Origin of the sequence: Streptomyces sp. NPDC005931 (assembly GCF_042871235.1) — a bacterium.
Lineage (GTDB): Bacteria > Actinomycetota > Actinomycetes > Streptomycetales > Streptomycetaceae > Streptomyces.
Genome location: NZ_JBIAIG010000004.1, coordinates 96,994 through 117,079 on the forward strand (window position 1 = coordinate 96,994; position 20,086 = coordinate 117,079).

Annotated in this window: 21 protein-coding genes and 1 pseudogene; 14 read left to right on the forward strand and 8 right to left on the reverse strand. The window is 71.4% G+C overall.

From position 1 onward, the window contains the following. Positions 1–39 precede the first annotated feature (39 nt). The 7 genes from ACFYOV_RS11495 to ACFYOV_RS11525 all read left to right on the forward strand — a co-directional run bounded on the left by ACFYOV_RS11495 (position 40) and on the right by ACFYOV_RS11525 (position 4,159). On the forward strand, positions 40–996 hold the full coding sequence (locus ACFYOV_RS11495; RefSeq protein WP_389087035.1) for a type II secretion system F family protein: 957 nt from the start codon (positions 40–42) through the stop codon (positions 994–996). A gap of 11 nt (positions 997–1,007) precedes the next feature. Then, a complete protein-coding gene (locus tag ACFYOV_RS11500) occupies positions 1,008–1,919 on the forward strand; it encodes a type II secretion system F family protein (RefSeq protein ID WP_389087038.1) in 912 nt (303 codons plus the stop codon). Positions 1,920–2,005: 86 nt separating this feature from the next. Then, on the forward strand, positions 2,006–2,257 hold the full coding sequence (locus ACFYOV_RS11505; protein WP_106412990.1) for a hypothetical protein: 252 nt from the start codon (positions 2,006–2,008) through the stop codon (positions 2,255–2,257). A gap of 35 nt (positions 2,258–2,292) precedes the next feature. After that, the gene (locus tag ACFYOV_RS11510; RefSeq protein ID WP_389085887.1) at positions 2,293–2,742 is read left to right on the forward strand and encodes a TadE family protein; all 450 of its coding nucleotides are present in this window, start codon (positions 2,293–2,295) and stop codon (positions 2,740–2,742) included. Beyond that, positions 2,743–3,165, forward strand: a complete 423-nt coding sequence (locus tag ACFYOV_RS11515; RefSeq protein ID WP_389085889.1) for a TadE/TadG family type IV pilus assembly protein — start codon at positions 2,743–2,745, stop codon at positions 3,163–3,165. After that, positions 3,162–3,626 (forward strand): Tad domain-containing protein, encoded by a 465-nt coding sequence (locus tag ACFYOV_RS11520; protein ID WP_389085892.1) that lies wholly within the window; start codon positions 3,162–3,164, stop codon positions 3,624–3,626. The genes ACFYOV_RS11515 and ACFYOV_RS11520 overlap by 4 nt, the downstream gene beginning before the upstream one ends. Positions 3,627–3,925: 299 nt before the next feature. After that, positions 3,926–4,159 carry a hypothetical protein gene (locus tag ACFYOV_RS11525; protein WP_389085894.1) on the forward strand — a complete coding sequence of 78 codons (234 nt, stop codon included), beginning with the start codon at positions 3,926–3,928 and terminating at the stop codon, positions 4,157–4,159. A 66-nt stretch (positions 4,160–4,225) separates the two neighbouring features. Here the strand turns inward: ACFYOV_RS11525 and ACFYOV_RS11530 are convergent, their stop codons facing one another. The 4 genes from ACFYOV_RS11530 to ACFYOV_RS11545 are packed head-to-tail and all read right to left on the reverse strand — an operon-like array spanning position 4,226 to position 7,113. After that, on the reverse strand, positions 4,226–4,570 hold the full coding sequence (locus tag ACFYOV_RS11530; protein WP_389085896.1) for a hypothetical protein: 345 nt from the start codon (positions 4,568–4,570) through the stop codon (positions 4,226–4,228). A 23-nt stretch (positions 4,571–4,593) separates the two neighbouring features. After that, complete coding sequence (locus ACFYOV_RS11535) at positions 4,594–5,199, reverse strand: hypothetical protein (protein WP_389085898.1); 606 nt, start codon at positions 5,197–5,199, stop codon at positions 4,594–4,596. A gap of 28 nt (positions 5,200–5,227) precedes the next feature. Then, a complete protein-coding gene (locus ACFYOV_RS11540) occupies positions 5,228–5,623 on the reverse strand; it encodes a hypothetical protein (protein WP_389085901.1) in 396 nt (131 codons plus the stop codon). A 23-nt stretch (positions 5,624–5,646) separates the two neighbouring features. Beyond that, complete coding sequence (locus ACFYOV_RS11545) at positions 5,647–7,113, reverse strand: hypothetical protein (protein WP_389085903.1); 1,467 nt, start codon at positions 7,111–7,113, stop codon at positions 5,647–5,649. Between the two features lie 318 nt (positions 7,114–7,431). Between ACFYOV_RS11545 and ACFYOV_RS11550 the strand changes: the two genes are divergently transcribed. The 4 genes from ACFYOV_RS11550 (at position 7,432) to ACFYOV_RS11565 (ending at position 13,440) form a co-directional block, all read left to right on the forward strand. Further along, the gene (locus ACFYOV_RS11550) at positions 7,432–10,392 is read left to right on the forward strand and encodes a BTAD domain-containing putative transcriptional regulator (protein WP_389085905.1); all 2,961 of its coding nucleotides are present in this window, start codon (positions 7,432–7,434) and stop codon (positions 10,390–10,392) included. Positions 10,393–11,150: 758 nt separating this feature from the next. Next, positions 11,151–11,717, forward strand: coding sequence for a prepilin peptidase (locus ACFYOV_RS11555; protein ID WP_389087040.1), 567 nt, complete (start codon positions 11,151–11,153; stop codon positions 11,715–11,717). 69 nt (positions 11,718–11,786) lie between these two features. Further along, positions 11,787–12,986 (forward strand): cyclic dehypoxanthinyl futalosine synthase, encoded by a 1,200-nt coding sequence (gene mqnC / locus ACFYOV_RS11560; protein ID WP_389085908.1) that lies wholly within the window; start codon positions 11,787–11,789, stop codon positions 12,984–12,986. Positions 12,987–12,993: 7 nt separating this feature from the next. Further along, positions 12,994–13,440 carry a hypothetical protein gene (locus ACFYOV_RS11565; protein WP_389085910.1) on the forward strand — a complete coding sequence of 149 codons (447 nt, stop codon included), beginning with the start codon at positions 12,994–12,996 and terminating at the stop codon, positions 13,438–13,440. Positions 13,441–13,605: 165 nt separating this feature from the next. On the opposite strand, the gene ACFYOV_RS11570 is transcribed toward ACFYOV_RS11565, so the two are convergent. Next, positions 13,606–14,616, reverse strand: a complete 1,011-nt coding sequence (locus ACFYOV_RS11570; protein ID WP_389087043.1) for a chitinase — start codon at positions 14,614–14,616, stop codon at positions 13,606–13,608. 173 nt (positions 14,617–14,789) lie between these two features. On the opposite strand from ACFYOV_RS11570, the gene ACFYOV_RS11575 reads away from it, so the two are divergent. Continuing rightward, positions 14,790–15,485: a demethylmenaquinone methyltransferase gene (locus ACFYOV_RS11575; protein ID WP_389085912.1), complete on the forward strand. Its 696-nt coding sequence runs from the start codon at positions 14,790–14,792 to the stop codon at positions 15,483–15,485. Here ACFYOV_RS11575 and ACFYOV_RS11580 read toward each other — a convergent pair. Together ACFYOV_RS11580 and ACFYOV_RS11585 are read right to left on the reverse strand one after the other, a co-directional pair. After that, positions 15,472–15,818, reverse strand: a pseudogene (locus tag ACFYOV_RS11580) (PASTA domain-containing protein). The gene ACFYOV_RS11575 and the pseudogene ACFYOV_RS11580 overlap by 14 nt on opposite strands. A gap of 118 nt (positions 15,819–15,936) precedes the next feature. Then, on the reverse strand, positions 15,937–16,443 hold the full coding sequence (locus tag ACFYOV_RS11585; protein WP_389085915.1) for a GNAT family N-acetyltransferase: 507 nt from the start codon (positions 16,441–16,443) through the stop codon (positions 15,937–15,939). Between the two features lie 49 nt (positions 16,444–16,492). Here ACFYOV_RS11585 and ACFYOV_RS11590 point away from each other — a divergent pair, with 49 nt between their 5' ends. Next, a complete protein-coding gene (locus tag ACFYOV_RS11590) occupies positions 16,493–17,827 on the forward strand; it encodes a geranylgeranyl reductase family protein (RefSeq protein WP_389085917.1) in 1,335 nt (444 codons plus the stop codon). Between the two features lie 321 nt (positions 17,828–18,148). On the opposite strand, the gene ACFYOV_RS11595 is transcribed toward ACFYOV_RS11590, so the two are convergent. Further along, on the reverse strand, positions 18,149–18,988 hold the full coding sequence (locus tag ACFYOV_RS11595) for a C40 family peptidase (RefSeq protein WP_389085920.1): 840 nt from the start codon (positions 18,986–18,988) through the stop codon (positions 18,149–18,151). A 725-nt stretch (positions 18,989–19,713) separates the two neighbouring features. Between ACFYOV_RS11595 and ACFYOV_RS11600 the strand changes: the two genes are divergently transcribed. Next, the gene (locus ACFYOV_RS11600; protein ID WP_030494815.1) at positions 19,714–20,073 is read left to right on the forward strand and encodes an NADH-quinone oxidoreductase subunit A; all 360 of its coding nucleotides are present in this window, start codon (positions 19,714–19,716) and stop codon (positions 20,071–20,073) included. Positions 20,074–20,086 lie beyond the last annotated feature (13 nt).

Sequence of the window (20,086 nt, forward strand, 5' to 3'; positions counted from 1 at the left end):
CTCGCCACGCCCCTCGCGGCGGCCGGTTCGCTGGGCTCCATGGGCGGACTGTTCTCCACCACGGTCCTGTACGCCCTCGCGTCCGGCCTCGCCGTCGGCGGGGGACTCGCCCTGCTCGTCGTCGCCGTGCGGGGACTGCCCGCCAAGCCCGAGCACGAGAAACAGCGGGCGAGCGAGCGGGCGAGCGAGCTGATCCGGTTCGCCGGGCGGCGCGGCTCCCTCGCCGCGATCGTCGGCCTCGCCGTGCTGCTCCTCACCCGCTGGGCGGTGGCCGGCGTCGCCGCCGCCGTCCTCGTCTTCTTCTGGGACCGCCTCTTCGGCGGGGCCGCGGAGGAACGGGCCGCGATGCGACGCGTGGAGGCACTGGCCTCCTGGACCGAGTCACTGCGCGACACCATCGCCGGCGCGGTGGGTCTGGAGCAGGCCATCCCGGCATCCGCGCGGGCCGCCGCACCCGTCCTGCGCCCGCACCTCGACGCGCTGGTCGACCGGCTGCGCGCCCGCACCCCGCTGCCCGAGGCGCTGCAGCAGCTCGCCGACGAGATCGACGACGCCTCCGCCGACATCATCGTCGCCGCTCTCATCCTCAACGCCCGCCTGCGCGGTCCCGGTCTGCGCCAAGTCCTCGGCGCGCTGGCCAAGTCGGCGCGCGAGGAGGTGGACATGCGGCAGCGCGTGATGGCGCAGCGCGCGTCCACGCGGCGCTCCGTGCAGATCGTCGTCGCCGTGTCGATCGCGTTCGTCCTCGGACTGTCCGTCTTCAACCGCGACTTCGTCGAGCCGTACGGCACGGCCGTGGGCCAGCTCGTACTCGCCTGTGTCTGCGGCCTGTTCGCGCTCGGCTTCTGGTGGCTGCGCAAGCTGTCCACGATCGAGACGCCGGAACGCTTCCTGGTGCGCGACGAGGCGTCGGTCCGGTTCGTCCGTCCCCGCACGCCCGCCGCGCCGACGCCGCAGCAGACGCCGCTCCCGCAGGAAGAAGGGGTACGACGGTGAACGAACTGACGATGCCGGTGATCGTCGGCGCGGTCCTCGGACTGGGCGTCTACGTCCTCGTCCGCGCCCTGATGCCCACCAAGCGCAGCGCCGTCGCCCAGGTCGCCCGGATCGATGCGATGCGGGCCCGCGGCACGGCGTACGAGTCGGCCCGCGCCGCCGACCGGGACACCGGGCGGTTCGGCTCACTGCGGGCCGAAGTGGGCGTGCGGGTCGCCGAGTTCTACGTCCAGCAGGGCTGGGAGCAGCGCAGCCTGCGCGCCGACCTCGCCGTCCTCGACCGCAGCTGGGAGAAGTTCCTGGCGACCAAGGTGCTGCTGGCGGTGGCGGGTCTGTTCTTCGGTCCGTTCCTATTCGCTGTGGTCTGGACGCTCGGCTTCGGTGACAGCCCGATCATCCCGGTCTGGCTGGCCCTGCTGTGCGCGGCGGTCTTCTTCTTCCTGCCGGACCTCGAGGTACGCCGGGACGCCGCCGACAAGCGGCGCGACCTGCGCCGGGTCATCGGCGCGTACCTCGACCTGGTGTCGATGAGCCTCGCCGGCGGACGCGGCCTGCCCGAGGCGCTGATGGCGGCGGCCGAGGTGTCCGACGGCTGGGCGACCCACCGCATCCGCAACGCGCTGGCCGACGCCCGCATCACCGGCATCAGCCAGTGGCAGGCGCTGGGGCAACTCGGGGACGAGCTGGGCGTGGAGGAACTGAAGGACCTCTCCGCCTCCCTCGCCCTGGTCGCCGACGACGGTGCCAAGGTCCGCGAGTCCCTCGCCTCCCGTGCCGAGACCATGCGGCACCGCGAACTCGCCGAGATCGAGGGCAGTGCGGGCGAGAAGTCGCAGTCGATGCTCGTGGCGCAGTTGCTGCTGTGCGCGGGGTTCCTGGTGTTCCTGATCTTCCCGGCGGCGATGCGCGTGTTCCAGGTGTGAGGAACGTGACCCGTGGAGCGTGAACCGCGGTCCGTGAGCCCGTGCGTCAGAACTTCCGTGAACCGAATTCGAGAGGACAACGCGTCATGAACGGACGTACCTTCCACACCGGCGTCCCCGCCGTGGACTTCCTGGTCACCTTCCTGCGGGCGCGCGTCGAGCGTGCCCGGTCCGGCGAACTGGACCGCGGTGCCTCGGCGGTGGAGTGGGTCATCATCTCCGCGGTCGTCGTGGCGATCGTCGGCGTCGTGGCCGCGATCATCAACGCCGCGCTGAGCGAGGGCGCCAACAAGGTCGGCGACTGCATCAAGGGCGCGGACGCGGGCAAGACCTGCTGACCGCCGTACGCACGCCACTCACTACGTCCACGGGGATGCCGGTGCACCTACGTCGCTGGGTACGCCGACGGGTGGAGGCCGCCTCCGCCCGCGGCGACTCCGGCATGACCGCGATCGAGTTCGTGCTGCTCACGCCGGTCCTGTTCTTCATGATCTTCGCCACGGTGCAGTTCGCGCTGTACTTCTTCGCCGATCACGTGGCCCAGGCCGCGGCCCAGGCGGGCGCGCGCAAGGCGCGGGCGACGGCCCACGACCAGCCGGGCGGCTGGCGGGGCGAGGCGCAGGACGTGGTGGACAGCTACATCCGTCAGCTGGGTCCGCAGCTCGTCCTGGCGCCGGACGTACGGATGCTGCAGCCGGAGCAGGACACGGTCGGCGTGGAGATCACGGCCCGGATCCCGACGGTGTTCCCGGGGCTCGACCTGACGGTGCACGCGCAGTCGGTGGGGCCGGTGGAACGGTTCGTGCAGGAGGGGGAGAACTAGATGGACGTCTCCTCGGACGACCGGGGCGGTCGGGGTGACCGCGGACTGTCCACCGTCGAGGTGGTGATCCTCGCCCCGGTGATGATCCTCTTCATCCTCGTCCTGGTCGGCTTCGGGCAACTGGTGGACGGGCGTGGCGCGTTGGACGGGGCGGCCCGGGACGCGGCCCGTGCGGGCTCCATCCAGAAGGACCACGCCACCGCGATGGCCGAGGCGCGCAAGGCCGCACAGGCCAACCTTCAGGACGTCTGCGCCGGCCCGGTCACCGTCCGCCAGACCAGCCGGGGCTTCGAACCCGACACCCTCTTCACCGTCGAGGTGAGCTGCGAGGTGCGGGGCCTGGCCATGGTGGGCCTGGACATCCCGACGACCCTGGCCGCGAGCTTCAGCTCCCCGCTGGATCCGTACCGGAGGACGGCGTGAGCACGACGAGTACGGGCCGATGGCTGCAGACCCGGCTGGAGCGCCTGGACGACCGCGGCTCGGGCGCCGGCGCGGTCATCATCTTCGCCCTGGTGTTCCTGTCGCTGTCGGCCTTCGTGATCGACGGCGGCATGTCCATCTCCAAACGGGAGCGCGCCGCCGACATCGCGGAACAGGCGGCCCGGTACGCCGCCCAGGACATCGACCGCGAGGCCCTCTACGACAACGTGGGCGGCCCGGCACCGATCAACTTCGAGAACTGCGACGCCCGGGTCAGGGCCTTCGCCCGCGAGATGGACCTGTCCGGGCCGGACATCGCGGCGACCCACTGCGTGGCCGCGGACGCGGAAGCGGTCGAGGTCGAGGTGCAGTTGACGTACTCACCGGTGTTCACGGGCATGTTCTACGGCGGCGACGTGACGGTCCGCGGCCAGGCGGTCGCGGAGAACCTGGTGGGCTGAGCGGGGTTCCGGAACATCCGGGGGATCTCCACACCGTTCACAGGGTGGCCGTCCGCAGACGGTCCGGACCGGGTGCCGACCGCCCCGTGGACGGGCCGGCGGACCGGGGCAACCCCGATGCGGACCGCTGGTGTGAAGAATTCGGGGCACCGGGTGACCGAATTTCCACAGACATGGATCCGGCGGACGGCACGGTCTCCGCAGCCCCACCCGGCGATTGGTCGTGCCGTAATCCCGCGTGCTTTGATCGATCGGTATTTCGCCCACGCGAATTGCTCGTACGAAGGGAAACGCGCGCCATGGACCTCACTCCCCAGGTCGAAACCGCCGAAATCTCCGACGCCGTCCTGGAGCACGTCTCCGGCGGCCAGGCCGGTGCCGCCGCGCACCTCGGCCTCGGCCTCCACGCCGAGCCGGGCGCCGCCGGCGTCCACATCGAGGCCGGCAACGTCGGCGTCACGGCCGGCTTCGGGGCCTCCGTCTCGGCGCAGGGCGTCGCGGCGGACGGCCACCTGCACGCCACGCTGTACTGAGCGGGCGCACGACGAAACGGGCCCCGGGTCCCGCAGGGGATCCGGGGCCCGCAGCGCGTGCGGCGGCTACTTTCCGCCCGAGCCCCCCTCGCCGCGCCGTTTGTCCTGGACCTTCATCTTGTCGTTGACCTGCTTGGTGAGTTCGTCGTCCAGCTTCTTGAACTCGCGGACGACCGCGTCGGACATGTCGGCGAGCGCGTCGAGCTGCTGGGTGATGTCCTCGCGGCCGTCCTCCCAGTTGGACTCGAAGTCGGAGAGTGCGTCGTTGACACTGCCGTCACCGATGTCGTCCCGGTAGCTCTCGAAAAGCTTCCGGGTGTGGTTCATCCGCGTCGTGAGCGACCGCAGCCGACGCCCGTAGTCCTCCATCTCGGTCAGCGGAAGCGCGAGGTCGCTCTTTCCCTTGCCCATGAGGAATCCCCCCGAGATCGGAACTATACGAACCTGAATGTGCCGGTGACCGCGTCGAAGATGTCGTGGAAAGCGTCGGTGAGATCGAGCACCGGGCTCGCTCCCGAGACGAGTACGACCCGGTCGGCGGTCCCCGGGACGGGAATGTACGTCTGGGTCAGCACCATACGCAGGGTACGGCTGTCACCCGGCGCGACGGGCACGTCCTCGACGCCGTACGTCCGCGCGGCGACGCCCACTTCGGGAATCTCGACGGTCGTCACCTTCCGCCAGGCGTCGCCCTCACGGCGGGGTGTGACGGTCCCGAGGCTCTCGGCGATGGCGCGGGGATCGGTGGAGAGTGCGGCGCCCTGCTGGTTCTTCGCGCCGAGCACCGTGACCGTGACGGTGGCGGAGAGCGGGACGCCATCGAAGTTCTCCGCCATGCAGCCCAGGTAGACCGCGCCGGAGTCGTGGGCGTCCTTGGCCATCTTGCGGAGCATGGCGGTCAGGTCGGTGCGGTAGGGCGCGAGTTCGGGGACCTCCCGGATCCGCTCGTCGACCAGGGTCCTGATGACGGCCTCCCGCCCTTCGGGGCGGATGTCGAACTCCCACCAGGAGTCCGGAACGGCCAGGGAGAAGCTGGGCATCAAAAAACCTTCAGAATTAGGTCCGGTTTCAACTGATGTCGATGCCGAGATCCTCGGTTGAAATCTCGATCAATCGGCTTTCCGGCACTGCGGGTGCTGAGTAGTTCAGTGACCTGACGTGCTCAAGAAATTCTGTCGCAAGCAATACGTGGTACGTGGCGACGTAATAGGGGAGATCCTCCCGCCAGAGCCATGTTCCATCGGTGATCAATGACCCGATGCCGGTCATGGTCGATGCCTCGGGATCCAGGACGTCCGGTCCAGCGCTCGTCTCGCTCCAAATTTCGGTCCCGTTTCGCAAGTATTCGAGAATATTCTGCTCGTCGGGCTCCCCTGCCGGTCTGACGGCATCCCTGATGGAACCGTCCTCGGGAAGGCCCCATCCGGGCGAAAGCTCAGTAAAGAAACCAAGAGGGCGAATCATCGGAACTCCTTGTCGTGTCGGCTTCAGACCAGGGGAAGAAACGTGAGCCAAACTCCGCCGTCTCTGATGTGCGGTGTGAACGGACCGTCGCCGAAGCTCGGCACGCCGACCGCGTTGGTCGGGGCCTTGACCGGAACGCCGAGAGAATTGGCCACATTCTGAATCACTTGCGGCTGAGCGGCTCCGGAATGACACGTGAGCATTCTGATGGGTTCACCGTTGTAGCCCGGTATTCGGTTGATCGTATCCAGGACATGGTTCGGATGGACGGTGTGCCCCCCTGCTCTCACGCCGGCACGGTTTGCCTCACCTGCAACCATGCGCCCGTCCCTGGTTCCGTGAATGATAACGTCCTGATATCCCGGGAGCCGCCGAGCCACATCGAAATTGCGCAGAGTGGCGGGATCGTAGCCGATAGCGGTCGCTCCCTCCTTGTGATAGACCGGGATGTCCGAGGGAAGGGCGTCATCGGCGGCCCGTGCGGGAGGACCCACATGCGGGGAATCCGTCTTCCACCAGCGGCTCTTCCCCATCATGCTGAAGGTGAGCAGACGGACGTTCTTCAGCGCGCGGATACTGCTGCTGAGGTTCTTGAGGCCACCGCCGATGCCGCTCATGAGACCGCCGCCGAGAGCCCTGAGACCGCCGGCCTTCCACAGATTTCCCAGCTTGGCGAGGCTGGTGAAGCCCTTGACGGCGGGTATGCAGTCCAGGGCGGCCCACAGCAGGTCTCCCCAGCCCGCCTGGCCCTTGAGCACTTTTCTCAACGTGTCGGCGAGCACGACGAGCGCCGCCGCGAAGACCAGCCACCCCAGTGGCCCGCCCAGGATCATCACGATGATGCCGACGACCGTCACGACCCACTTGCAGACGGTGACGATCTCGTCCCAGTTGTCGGTGACCCAGTCGCCGATCTCCTCCCACCAACGGCGGTTGGGGATGCCGGCGTCCGACGCCTCCCTCAGCTTGGTCACCGTGCGGCGGGCGGCCTCCTGCCGGAGTCCCTTCGCCTGGGCGGCCAGCTTCTTCGCCGCTTCGAGGGCGCTCTCGGCCGCCTCGACCTTCCGCTCGGCCGCGTCCTGGCGGGACTTGGCGTGCTGGGCGTTGCGCGTGGCGCGGCGAACCTCGTCCTCGTCGGGCTTGGGAACCTCCTTGCCGCCGTTCTTGGCGGGATCGTAGGAGTCCGCCTTCTCGGTGGCCGTGCGCACCCAGTCGTTCGCGTCGGTCAGCGTCTGCTGGGCGGTGGTGAGTTCGGCGCGCGCCTTGCGGCCGTCGCGCAGCGCCTTGTCGGCCTTCTCCTGGGCGTCCTCCAGGTCCGGCCAGAAGCCGGCGAGGGCGTCCCCCGCCAGGTCGTACGACTTCTTCAGCTTCCGCAGCCGCTTGGGTGCGTCCGCGAACTCCTCCGCGAACACCTCGGCCGTCCTGCCCGCCCAGGCGAGGATCTCGTCCTCCTTGGCAATCCCCTTGAGGTCCCGCAGCGCCTCGCCCACGTCGTCGGCGAAGTCGTGCAGGACACCGGCGAGTCTCCGGATGCGCTGCGGATCGCCCGGAGTCGGGTCCGTATCCAGATCGAGTACGTGCCAGTCGGTCGGCCTGTGTGACACCTGTGCACCCCCGTAGCACCAGCAACACCTGTGTCAGTACGCGCGTGTGAACCTATCAGCAGGTGTTCGGCCGCGGCTGTGGCGTCAGTTGGCGGTCACCGGCCTTCGACGGCGCCCGGGCGAGTCAATAGGATCCCTGTAGTCCAGCAGACCCCTCGGCCCCCACTTCCCGACTCCTCCCACACGACACCCAGGACACCCGCCATGCCGCGACGCCGCACCTCAAGCTCGTCAAGCTCGACGGACGTGGGCTCCGCCGCTCCGCGGAACCGGACACCGCAGCCGGTGCGGGTGCGGCGGCGGACGTTCGGGGACTTCGTCAAGGCCTTCCTCGCCCTCGTCGCGCTGCTCGTCCTGGTCGTCGGGGTTCCGCTCGCGCTCGCCGTCACCGCCGGCTGGCCCTTCCCGGACACCTTCGAGCCGATGCAGTGGCTCAAGCAGGACATCTCCGTCTCGACCTTCCTGGGCATCCTCACCTTCGTCGTCTGGCTCGCCTGGGCGCAGTTCACCGCCTGTGTGCTCGTCGAGATGAAGGCCGCGCTGTCCGGTGTCGGCGTCCCGGGGCGGGTGCCCGGTGCCGGGCCCGCCCAGTTGCTCGCCCGCCAGCTCGTCGCCGCGCTGCTGCTCGTCGGTGCCACCGCGGCGAGCTTCACCCCGGGCCTCGCCCAGCTCGGGCAGGGGCTCGAGGGCAACCAGAGGCCGGCCGCCGCCGCTGCCCAGCAGACGCCCGGACTGTTCGCGCAGCAGCAGGAGCAGGCCGCCGGGACCGCCGCCGCGCTCGCCGAGCAGGCATCCCACGCCGCCGCGCACGCCGACCCCGGCAGCGCGGCCCGGCAGGGCGACACGAAGTTCTACCGGATCCAGCCGCCCGAGGGGCGGCACCACGACTCCCTCTGGGAGATCGCCGAGCGGCACCTCGGCGACGGGCGCCGGTACAAGGAGATCTTCGAGCTCAACAAGGACCGCACCCAGCCCGACGGTTCCAAGCTGTCCGAGGCCAGCCTCATCCGGCCCGGCTGGATCATGGAGATGCCCGGCGACGCCCGCGGCGGCGACCTCGTCGAGATGCCCGACGAGGCGCCCGAGGTCTCGCCCGAGGTGCAGCAGCAGATCCACGACTACGCCCTGACCGGCGACCACGCCGAGGGCGCCGGGGGCGGTGCCGGCGCCGGTGCCGCCCAGGTCTCCGTGCCCGAGCAGCGGCCCGCCCCCGCCCCCGACCACACCCCTGACCAGCAGCCCGACCGGCCTCACGCCACCCCCGCCGAGGACACCTCCACCTTCGGCCTGCCCCAGGCCCTCCTCGCCGCGCCCCTCCTCGCCGCCGGTCTCCTCGGCGCCCTCGGGCACCGGCGCCGCCAGGCCCTGTGGCAGTCGGCGTTCTCCGGGATCGGCGGGCGGCGCGGGATGGAACCGCCCACGCCGGCCGGTGACGCCCAGGACGCGCACGACGCGCTGCTGGTAGGCGCCGACCCCGAGGGCGTACGCCTGCTCGACCGGTCGCTGCGGGGACTGGCCGCCGCCCTCGCCGCCGAGTCGCGCCCGCTGCCCGTCGTCTACGCGGCCTGGCTCAGCAACGGCGACCTGCACCTCCAGCTCGCCCAGCCGGCCGGCAAGCCGCCGGCGCCCTGGCAGCTCGGGCAGGACCAGACGTTCTGGATGCTGGCCAAGGACGACGCCGAGCGGTACGAGGACGCCGACACCGCCGCCCCGTACCCCGGGCTCGTCAGCCTCGGCACCATGGACGACTCCCGCCTGCTGCTCAACCTGGAGTCGGTACCCGGCATCGTCTCGCTGAGCGGCCGCGAGACCGACCGGGCCGCCGTGTTCGCCTCCGTCGCCGCAGAGTTGGCCACCAACGGCTGGTCGGACCGCATGACCATCACCCTCGTCGGCTTCGGCGAGGACCTGACCCCGCTCGCCCCCAACCGGCTCCGCCACCTCGACGGCGTCGAAGCGCTCCTCGAGACGATGGAGGCCGAGACCCGGCAGCGGCGCGGCGCGCTCGGCGCCGCCGGCCACGATTCGGTGCTCACCGGGCGCACCGGGCCCGCCCGGCACACCCGTTGGGCCCCGCACCTCGTCCTGCTCGCCGCCGAGCCCTCCGCCGAGGACGCGGTCAGGCTCGCCGAACTCGCCGCCGACGCGAGCCGTCTCGGCATCGGCTACCTCGTCGGCACCGACGAGGGTGAACTGCCCGGCGCCGCCTGGGAGATGGAGATCACCGCCGAGGGCAGGCTGCTCGCCCCGCTGCTCGGCCTCGAACTCGACGCCCAGGTCCTGCCCGCCGCGCAACAGCGTGCGGTCGTCGAGCTGTTCGTCGAGGCCGACCCCGAGCGCGGACCGGACGGGCCCGGCAACACCCCGCCTTTCCTGGTCGACATCACCGAGCAGGGACGGCCGGCCGTCTACGCCCGTCTCGTCGGCCCGTACGAGATCATCGGCCTCGACACCCCGGACGACGAGCGCAGCGCCCTCCTCCACGAGGCGCTGGCGCTGCTCCTGCTGCACCGGGAGGGCGTGCACCCGCGCGTGCTGTCCTCCGCGCTGTGGCCGCGCGGTGTCACGGACGACGTGCGCGAGGCGCTGGTCGACCGGCTGCGCGCCTGGCTCGGCACCGACCCCGACGGCACGCCCCGCCTCGGCACCGACGCCACCGGGCGGCTCACCCTCGCCACGTCCGTCGTCTCCGACCTCGACGTGCTGCGGTCGCTGTATTACGAGGCCACCCAGGGCAGGGGTGTCGACAGCCGTGCCGTACGGGGGCGGCTGCTCACGGACGCGCTGGTGCTGGTGCGCGGGCCGCTGCTCGCCGACCGGCCCGAGGGCCGCTACCGCTGGCTCGGTCACGAGATCGTCGACGCCCAGCTGCCCCTGCTGGTCGCCGACACCGGGCTCGCGCTGTGCGAGTTCCACATGGAGAAGGACCGCGCGGAGAAGGCCATCGAGGCGCTCAACGCGGCCCTGCGCACGGCTCCGGCGGACGAGCGGCTGTGGAACGAACTGCTGCGCGCCACGCACGCCCTCGGCGACCCGGAGCGGCTGACCGCCCTCGCCGCCGACCTCATCGGCCGCAGCGGGGCCCGCGGGCTGCCGCCGCGTACCGAGGCGCTGCTCGACGAACTGCTGCCGGCCTGGCGCGACGCGGTCGCGGCGGTGGGATGAGCGGCCCGCTGTACGTCTCGCTGATCGTCGCCGCCGCGCTGTGGGGCGCGGCGGCGGGCGCGTTGCTGCCGCGCGCGGCCTACCGCTTCTCGGTCCCCTCGGGCGAGCCGTGGCGCACGGCCTGTCCGGCCGGGCATCCGGTCAGGGGATGGCTGGGACCGGCCCGGTGCGGGACGTGCGTGGCCGGGACGTGCGTGGCCGGGACGTCCGCGGCTGGGACGTGCGCGGCCGGGACGTCCGCGGCCGAAGGGCAAAGGTCCGGTACGGGGGTGGTGGCCGACGGAGCACGGGACGAGCACGATCGGGCGGCCGACGGCGCACCGGCCGAGCTCGAGGCGGCGGCGGACCAGGTGTCGCCCGGGCAGGCGTCGGGGCCGGGGAAGGGGCGGAGCACGGAGCCGGAGCCGTCGCCCGCCGTCGGCGCGTCGGCCGACACCGGGCCGTCCGTACCGGGACGGGCGGCCGAGGAAGCGCCGCCCGGACCGGTGCCGGGTGCCGGCGCCGGGAACGGCGCACCGGGCACCGGCCGCCCGGGCGGCGCCGCGGACGGGGGCGGCCGGGACGGCGCCTCGGGCGTCGGGGACACGGGTGACACGGGCCGCACCGGCGGCACCAGCCGCCCCGGAGGCACGGGCCCGTCGGGCGGCCCGGCGGGGGACGGCGCCCGGGGTGCCGGGGACACGGGCCGAGCCCCGGACACCGACCGCACGGGCGGCATCCCGGACACCCACCGCACGACCCCACCGGCCGGCTCGGCAGTGGTCGCCGTGGCGACCGGCCCCTCGTACGCCCCCGGCACCGCCCCGCTCGTCGCCACCCCCCTGGTCTGCGCCGCGCTCGCCGCCGCCACCGGGACCCGGCCCGAACTGGCCGTCTGGCTGCTGCTGGCGCCCGTCGGCGTGCTGCTCGCGGTCGTCGACTTCCGGGTGCAGCGGTTGCCCGACCCGCTCACCCTCCCCTTCGCCGGAGCCGCCCTCGCCCTGCTCGGCCTCGCCGCCCTCGTCCCGGAGCACGCGGGGGAGTGGACCACGGCCGTACTCGGCGCGCTCGCCCTCGGCGCCGGCTACTTCGTACTGTTCCTCGTCAACCCGGGCGGCATGGGCTTCGGCGACGTCAAGCTGGCCCTGGGCGCGGGTGCCGTGCTCGGCTGGTACGGCTGGCCGACCGTCATGCTCGGCACCTTCGCCGGGTTCCTGCTCGGCGCGCTGTACGGGGGTGCCCTCGTCGTCGCCCGGAGGGCCGGGCGCAGGACGGCGATCCCGTTCGGCCCGTTCCTGATCACCGGCGCCCTCGCGGGGCTGCTGATCGGTGCCTGCGCGGCCTGACGTCGGCTCCGCGAACCCGCTGACGTACGCTGGATCGGTCCGTCCACAACCCTTACGAAAGGGACGCCGGTGACCGAGAAGGCCGACCTTCAGCCCATCCTCGACCGTGCAGCCGCCGGTGGGCGGATCACCCCCGAAGAGGCGCTCGACCTCTACCGCGACGCCCCGCTGCACGCGCTGGGCGCCGCCGCCGACGCCGTACGCCGGCGGAAGTACGCCGGCACCGAGCACATCGCGACGTACATCATCGAGCGGAACATCAACTACACGAACGTGTGCGTCACGGCGTGCAGGTTCTGCGCCTTCTACGCCGCCCCCAAGGACACCGCCAAGGGCTGGACCCGCGACCTCGACGACATCCTGCGCCGCTGCGCGGAGACCGTCGAACTGGGCGGCACGCAGATCATGTTCCAGGGCGGTCACCACCCCGACTACGGCGTCGAGTACTACGAGAAGCACTTCTCCGCGATCAAGAAGGAGTTCCCGCAGCTCGTCATCCACAGTCTGGGGGCGAGCGAGGTGGAGCACATGGCGCGGATCTCCCAGGTGTCCGTCGAGGAGGCGATCCGGCGCATCCACGCGGCCGGGCTGGACTCCTTCGCCGGCGCCGGCGCCGAGCTGCTGCCCGAGCGGCCCCGCAAGGCCATCGCCCCGCTGAAGGAGTCCGGCGAGCGCTGGCTGGAGATCATGGAGATCGCGCACCGCCTCGGTGTCGAGTCGACCTCCACCATGCTGATGGGCACCGGCGAGACCAACGCCGAGCGCATCGAGCACCTGCGCATGATCCGCGACGTCCAGGACCGCACGGGCGGCTTCCGGGCCTTCATCCCGTACACCTACCAGCCCGAGAACAACCATCTGAAGGGCCGCACCCAGGCCACGCTCTTCGAGTACCTGCGCATGATCGCCGTCGCCCGCCTGTTCCTCGACAACGTGGCGCACATCCAGGGCTCCTGGCTGACCACCGGCAAGGAGGTCGGCCAGCTCTCCCTGCACTACGGCGCGGACGACCTCGGCTCGATCATGCTGGAGGAGAACGTGGTCTCCTCGGCAGGGGCCAGGCACCGCTCCAACCGGCTGGAGATCATCGACCTGATCCGCAAGGCCGGACGGGTGCCCGCGCAGCGCTCGACGACCTACGAGCACCTGGTCGTGCACGACGACCCGGCGAACGACCCCGTCGACGACCGGGTGGTCTCGCACATCTCCTCGACGGCCATCCAGGGCGGCACGGCCCACCCGGAGCTCAAGCTCCTGGCCTCCAACTGACCCCGCCGTGCTGACCATTCACGCCGCGGACGCCGTCCGTCTCACCTGGGACGCCGAGCCGCTGGAGAGCGGTGCCGTCGCGGTCGAGGGCGGCCGGATCGCCGCCGTCGGCCCGCTGGACGAGGTGGAACGGCTCTTCCCCGGGGCCCGCGTACGGCGCTGGCCCGGCGTGCTGGGACCGGGCCGGGTCCACGAGGGCCCGCTCCCTGAGGCCCCGAGCCCCAGGGAACGCGTCCACGAGGTGCTGAAGCGGGGCGCGGTGGCGGTGCTTCAGGAGTACGCCGACTCGCCGGAACTGCGCGCCGCCGCCGCGCGCAACGACGTGGTGGTGCTGCCCCGTTCGCGGCCCGCGGCGATCGTGACGGCCGGCCGCGCGGACCTCGCGGTCCTCGACGGCACGGGCGCGTGCCTGGCGACCGTGTGCGCGGGACGCCTGGTGCACCGCCGACGCTGAACAGTGGACAGTGGACAGTGGACAGCGGACAGCCGCACGGCTGAACAGTTTCACCAGGCCGCACAGCCGACAGCCGCGCGGCTGAACGCCCCGTCAGCCGAGCAGCCGAGCAGCCGAGCAGCCGACAGCCGCATCGGCTGTCCGGCGAACCCCAAGTCCGGCCGATCAGCCCGCGAACGCCTTCGCGAACGCTCCCGGGGCCTGCTGCACGCCGCTGCAGTCGGTGGCCGCGTCACCGGAGCCGGTGCCCTTGCCCGAACCGCCTGCCCCGTCCGGGCAGGGCCGGTCCCGGGCCGTCGACCACATCGACACCCAGGCGATGCCCTTGTCCTCGGCGAACGCCCGCACCTGCGTCGCGTCCGCGAGCGTGAACGTCTCGCCCTCGACGTCGTTGACGCCGATCATCGAGGTGAGCGCCATACCCCGCCAGGCGTCGGCGTCGGACAGCCCGAAGAGCTTCTTGAGCTGGGTGTGGGCGGCCTCGGCCGCGGCGAGCGCGTAGTCGCCCATGTCGCCGTCGTAGGACTCGCCGTAGTTCATCGTCATCAGGTTGACGAGGGAGACCCGTACACCGTGGTCGTTGGCGGAGTCCAGCAGGGCCCGGCTGTCGGCGTCGAGGCCCGAGGGCATGACCGGCAGGGTGAAGGAGACCTCCAGGTCCGTCCGTTCCTTCTGCAACAGCGCGATCGCCTCCGAACGCCGCGCCACGGAGGCGGGGTCGGTCAGCTCGTCGCCCTCGATGTCGAAGTCGGCCCGGGTGGCACCGGCCGCGTCAAGGACCGTTGCGTACGCCTTCGCCAGCCGGGCCGCGCTGTCGCAGGCGGCCGCCAGTTCCTTGCCGGCCGCGCCGCCGAAGGAGACCCGCACCGCGGCGCCGGACTTCCTCAGCCGCGCGATCCGGGACGTCACCTCGGGGGCGTCGACGGCGTGCGAGCCGTTCCAGCGCGGGGTGCAGCCGCTGCCGGAGGAGATGACGAAGGCCAGGTTGTACGCGGTGGGTGAGCCGGTCGCGTCGGTGGCGGAGGGCGTGGTGGCACTGACGTACGGGGCGTACGCGGTGGCGGCCGACGCCCCCTTCCGCCCCGTGGACTCCGTGCCGGTCCGTTCGGTGCAGCCCGTGGTGGCGAGTGCCAGTAGGAGGGTCATGGCGGCCGCCGGTCCGCGGACGCCGCGCATCGCGCCTGTCATCGCTGTTCCCCGTTCTCGTGTCTCTGCGAAGACTCGCACGCGAAGCCTGGTGGTTGCCGGGGGATACGTCCCGTCCCGCCCGATGTCTCAGTGCGGCGAGGCGTCGCCGCGCAAGGGCGGCCGGGGCCCACGCCGTGGAGCCGGGCTGCAATGATGGGCGGGTGACCCGCGCATCCCTGGACAAGCAGCCGCACGAAGTCGCCTCGATGTTCGACGACGTGGCGGAACGGTACGACCTGACCAACGACGTGCTGTCACTCGGCCAGGACCGGCGATGGCGCAAGGAGGTCGCCAAGGCGGTCGACGCGCGCCCCGCGCAGAAGGTCCTGGACCTCGCGGCCGGCACCGCCACCTCCTCGATGCCCTTCGCCCGCGCCGGTGCCTACGTCGTCCCCTGCGACTTCTCCCTCGGCATGCTCCGCGTCGGCAAGCGGCACCGCGACTGGCTCCCCTTCACCGCCGGTGACGCCACGAGACTGCCCTTCAGGGACGACGTGTTCGACGCCGTCACCATCTCCTTCGGCCTGCGCAACGTGCAGGACACCGACGCCGCCCTGCGCGAGATGCACCGGGTGACCCGGCCCGGCGGGCGGGTCGTCATCGCCGAGTTCTCGCATCCCACGTGGGCGCCGTTCCGCACCGTCTACACCGAGTACCTGATGCGTGCGCTGCCGCCGCTCGCCCGCACCGTGTGCTCCAACCCGGACGCCTACGTCTACCTCGCCGAGTCCATCCGCGCGTGGCCCGACCAGCCCGCCCTGGCCGACCGCCTCAAGGGCGCCGGCTGGTCCAGGGTGGCGTGGCGGAACCTCACCGGCGGGGTGGTCGCGCTGCACCGGGGCTTCAAGGAAGGCTGAGCACCACCGGTCGGGAGGTGCTCGGCGGGGTGCTCGGCTCCTCCCGTTCCCGCCGGAGCCCCCCGCCGGGCGGCACGCCCCCGCGTGGTTCGCGCACCCCTCCGCCGCCCTCCCCCTCGCCGAAGTCGAACCACACGTAGACCACGACTCCCGCGGCACCTCCGCACCGGGCGGCGGATACTGGCGCACGACGTGGTCGACGACGGTGAGAGGGAGGTCCGGCCGGTCCGGCGCGGCGAGCAGCAGGCCCCGCGCCGCCGCCGACTCGCGCGCGTCCACGGCCATCAGGCCGACCAGGCGCGGCACGCGCACCTCGGGTGTCCTGGGTGTCATACGCACGGACGTCACCCCCCAGCGGTACCGGCAGGGTAGACCCGGCACCGGCCGACGGGAAGCACGAAGTGGCGTTCCGTGACAATCAACTACGCTGAGTGACGGGCCGGTCGGGGCGTCAGAGGTCCAGCCGGTAGCAGTGCCCCTCCCGGCGCGAGACCGGCGTCGTGTACGTCTCGGCCAGGCGCATGCCCAGGCGCCGGGTGACCGCTATGGAGCGGGTGTTGCGGGCGTCGACCATGGCCACCACGCTCCGCACGCCCGCCGCGCCCACCCGCTCCAGCGTCTCCCGCGCGGCAGCGGTGACGTACCCCTTGCCCCAGTGCTCCCGGCCGAGCCGCCAGCCGATCTCGATCTCGCCCCGGGGACCCCACTCGCGCGGCCACGGCTGGGCGCCGGTGAAGCCGACGACCCGGTCCTCCTCGTCGAGCACGGTCCACAGGCAGAAGCCCAGCTCGGCGTCGTGCTTGCGCTGGCGGGCGGTGAGCTCCTCGTAGACCGACAGCTCCGCGGCCGCGCCGCCGTGGAACTCCATGACGTCCGGATCGTCGAAGATGCGGTGCCAGACGACGGCGTCCTCGTCGGTGGGGACACGGAGCCGTACGGCGGGGAGAGCTCGGTTCACGGAGGGCAGCCCTTCAGCCGGGTGATCGGTTGTGCTGCATAGACTGCCCATGTCCAGTGCCGGTCGGCACGCAGATTTCGAACCTTGGGGAGATCCCGCCGTGACCGAGCCCCTCTCCGACAACACCGCAGACGTGATCGTCGTGGGCGCGGGGCCGGCCGGCTCCACGACCGCGTACCACCTGGCCAGGGCCGGGCTCGACGTCCTCCTGCTGGAGAAGACCGAGTTCCCGCGGGAGAAGGTCTGCGGCGACGGGCTCACCCCACGCGCGGTGAAGCAGCTGGTGTCGATGGGCATCGACGTCTCCGAGGAGGCCGGCTGGCTGCGCAACAAGGGTCTGCGCATCATCGGGGGCGGCGTCCGCCTCCAGCTGGACTGGCCGGATCTCGCCTCCTTCCCCGACTACGGCCTCGTCCGCAAGCGCGACGACTTCGACGAGCAGCTCGCCCGGCAGGCCCAGAAGGCCGGCGCCCGCCTGTACGAGCGCTGCAACGTGGGCGCGCCCGTGGTCGACGACCGCACCGGACGCATCACGGGCGTGACGGCCCGCCTCGGCGAGGAGAAGCGGGAGGTCACCTTCCACGCCCCGCTGGTGGTGGCCGCCGACGGCAACTCCTCCCGGCTGTCCCTGGCGATGGGCCTGCACCGGCGCGAGGACCGCCCGATGGGCGTGGCGGTGCGCACCTACTTCACCTCGCCGCGCCACGAGGACGACTACCTGGAGTCCTGGCTGGAGCTGTGGGACCGCCGCGGCCCCCAGGACCGTCTGCTGCCCGGCTACGGCTGGATCTTCGGCATGGGCGACGGCACGAGCAACGTCGGCCTCGGTGTTCTGAACACCTCCGAGTCCTTCAAGGAGCTGGACTGGCGCGAGGTCCTCAAGGCCTGGTGCGCCTCGATGCCGGAGGACTGGGGCTACACCCCGGAGAACATGACCGGCCCGATCCGCGGCGCCGCGCTCCCCATGGCGTTCAACCGCCAGCCGCACTACACGCGCGGGCTGCTGCTCGTCGGCGACGCGGGCGGACTGGTCAACCCGTTCAACGGCGAGGGCATCGCCTACGCCATGGAGTCCGGGCAGATCGCCGCCGACGTCATCGTGCAGGCCCATGCGCGGGCCACGCCGGCCCAGCGGGAGACGGCCCTCCAGCGCTACCCGCGGGTCCTGAAGGACACCTACGGCGGTTACTACACGCTGGGCCGCGCCTTCGTGAGGCTCATCGGCAACCCGAAGGTCATGCAGATCGCCGCCCAGCGCGGTCTGACCCACCCGATGCTGATGCGCTTCACCCTCAAGCTGCTCGCCAACCTGACCGACCCGACGGGCGGCGACGCGATGGACCGCATCATCAACGGCCTGAGCAAGGTGGCGCCGAAGGCGTGAGACGTCCCGCGGACGCGGGAGCCGTGAAGGGCGCTGTGGGCGGCCGGAGCCGAGAGGAGGCACCCGGCCGTCTTCGCGTGCCCCGGAGCCCCGTGAAGGGCCGTCATGGGGCCGCTGCGGCGCACGTACGGCACGGCGGGAGCGGGTGGCGCTCCGTCAACGGATGCCCAACTGTGAACAATTCGGGCAATCGGCCGATCTTTGTCCAGTGAGGGAGGGGGGAAGGCGCGGGAGGGCGCGCGGGGAGGGTGCACGGGGGAGGGCCGCTGCCCCCGAGCGGGGCAGCGGCCCTTCCGTCCGTGCGAGCGCCGTGGAGGCGGCTCAGAGCACGCGCACGGCACCCGTGGCCGGGTAGCCGGAGAGGTCCTGGATGACGACGCCCTTGGAGGGGTTGGCGGCGTCCAGGTACTGGCCGTTCCCGATGTAGACACCCGTGTGGTACGCGGAGCCCTTGGCGCCCCAGTACAGGATGTCGCCGACCTGGAGGTTGGACAGCGACACCTCGGTGCCGACCGTCGACTGGTCCTGGGAGACGCGCGGCAGGTCGACGCCGACCTGGCGGAACGCGGCCTGGACCAGGCTGGAGCAGTCCCATGCGGTGGGGCCCGTGGCGCCCAGGACGTAGGCGTCGCCCACCTGTGCCTTGAGGAAGGAGATGACCGTCGCGACGCTGCCGCCGGCCGGCGCGGAGGCGGTGGTCGTGGCGGAGGCGGCCGGGGCGGACAGGGTGGCGCGCTCGGCGGTGCGCGAGGCACGCTCGGCGGCGGCCTTGCGGGCCTCCTCGGCCGCCTTCTTCTTGGCCTCGGCCTTCTCCTTCGCCTCGGCGAGGTCGGCCTTGGCCTCCTTGGCGGCCTTGGCGGCAGCCGCGTCACGCTCGGCCTGCAGCTGGTAGTTCGCGGCCGCCTGCTGGGTGGCGTCCGCGGACTGGGCGACCTGAGCGGCCAGGTCGGCCGTCAGGGTGGGCAGTTCCAGGGTCTGGGTCACCGGCTCGGCGGCGTTCGCCGAACCCGACGCCCCGGCCACTGCCAGGGTGCTGAGGACGCCACCGGCAACTCCGGCGCGCATCGCGAGCGTGGAGGACGCGGTACGGCGGGGCTTCCGGTGGCTGCGTATGTGAGCGGTGTGGGACATGGGAACAACCGGTACCAGGGGCTCCTTCATATCTTCAAGAAACGTGTCCTGCGCCACAGTTGTTCAACGGGGGCCTCGAATCCCGGGCGTGTCGTTCTTTATTGACGCCGTAACGGACATTGCGGGCGGACCGTGTTCGGCCTGTGATCACGCGTTTTCATCGATACGCCCGAATTGCCCTGCGCCTACCACCGGTTGGACCGATTGGCCAACCCCCCTTCTCTCGGTGCCCTCGCGAATGTGGCAGAGGTCACGGAACGGTTACCCCGGTGCTCGCGTCCCGGCGTGCGGATCACGGCCGGATCACGACGCCGGGACTTCGTGAACGCGTGCACGCGTCCACATCGCGCCGCGCGACCCCTCCGACGTGTGAACGCGGCCTCTATCAAGAGATCCGGCCCCACGCCAATTTGCATGCACGCGAACCCTCTTGATATGGAGACGGACCCGCTGGCCTGCGTAGACGAGCCAAAATGTCACCTCTGGTGATCGGCCGGACGCTTCGCGTACGAAGATCACCGCTCATGTGACTTCATGATCGTTCGTCAGGTGGTGGAGATCACAAAGGTTGTGGAATACCCCGTGTCGCAGATCACAGACGCACGGGCATAAGATGCGGAGCGGTTGGGCTTGTGACCTGCTTCACATGTTCTCGATCTTCGCCGGGGCGGGTGGAGTTCGTGGGGCTGCTGGGGCCGCCGTGAGCCCGGCCGAGTCCGCCAGCAGTCAGTGCCGACTGAGAGGAGCGAGGAGCGGTGAACGCTTATGCGCCCATCCTCGTACTGGGAGCCCTCGGGGCAGGCTTTGCGATCTTCTCCGTGGTCATGGCCACGCTGATCGGTCCGAAGCGGTACAACCGCGCCAAGCTCGAGGCCTACGAATGCGGTATCGAGCCGACCCCCACGCCGGCCGGCGGCGGGCGCTTCCCCATCAAGTACTACCTGACGGCGATGCTCTTCATCGTCTTCGACATCGAGATCGTCTTCCTCTACCCCTGGGCCGTCACCTTCGACGCCCTGGGGCTTTTCGGGCTCGTGGAGATGCTGCTCTTCGTGCTCACCGTCTTCGTCGCCTACGCGTACGTCTGGCGGCGCGGCGGCCTGGAATGGGACTGAGGGGCCTTTAGTC

What these genes read in the sequence shown, in the direction of transcription:
- ACFYOV_RS11505 (WP_106412990.1), top strand. Translation starts at nt 2,006, where the DNA reads ATGAACGGACGTACCTTCCACACCGGCGTCCCCGCCGTGGACTTCCTG.
- ACFYOV_RS11510 (WP_389085887.1), top strand. Translation starts at nt 2,293, where the DNA reads ATGCCGGTGCACCTACGTCGCTGGGTACGCCGACGGGTGGAGGCCGCC.
- ACFYOV_RS11515 (WP_389085889.1), top strand. Translation starts at nt 2,743, where the DNA reads ATGGACGTCTCCTCGGACGACCGGGGCGGTCGGGGTGACCGCGGACTG.
- ACFYOV_RS11530 (WP_389085896.1), bottom strand. Translation starts at nt 4,570, where the DNA reads ATGGGCAAGGGAAAGAGCGACCTCGCGCTTCCGCTGACCGAGATGGAG.
- ACFYOV_RS11525 (WP_389085894.1), top strand. Translation starts at nt 3,926, where the DNA reads ATGGACCTCACTCCCCAGGTCGAAACCGCCGAAATCTCCGACGCCGTC.
- ACFYOV_RS11540 (WP_389085901.1), bottom strand. Translation starts at nt 5,623, where the DNA reads ATGATTCGCCCTCTTGGTTTCTTTACTGAGCTTTCGCCCGGATGGGGC.
- ACFYOV_RS11590 (WP_389085917.1), top strand. Translation starts at nt 16,493, where the DNA reads ATGTCCAGTGCCGGTCGGCACGCAGATTTCGAACCTTGGGGAGATCCC.
- ACFYOV_RS11495 (WP_389087035.1), top strand. Translation starts at nt 40, where the DNA reads ATGGGCGGACTGTTCTCCACCACGGTCCTGTACGCCCTCGCGTCCGGC.
- ACFYOV_RS11570 (WP_389087043.1), bottom strand. Translation starts at nt 14,616, where the DNA reads ATGCGCGGCGTCCGCGGACCGGCGGCCGCCATGACCCTCCTACTGGCA.
- ACFYOV_RS11595 (WP_389085920.1), bottom strand. Translation starts at nt 18,988, where the DNA reads ATGAAGGAGCCCCTGGTACCGGTTGTTCCCATGTCCCACACCGCTCAC.
- ACFYOV_RS11535 (WP_389085898.1), bottom strand. Translation starts at nt 5,199, where the DNA reads ATGCCCAGCTTCTCCCTGGCCGTTCCGGACTCCTGGTGGGAGTTCGAC.
- ACFYOV_RS11550 (WP_389085905.1), top strand. Translation starts at nt 7,432, where the DNA reads ATGCCGCGACGCCGCACCTCAAGCTCGTCAAGCTCGACGGACGTGGGC.
- ACFYOV_RS11500 (WP_389087038.1), top strand. Translation starts at nt 1,008, where the DNA reads ATGCCGGTGATCGTCGGCGCGGTCCTCGGACTGGGCGTCTACGTCCTC.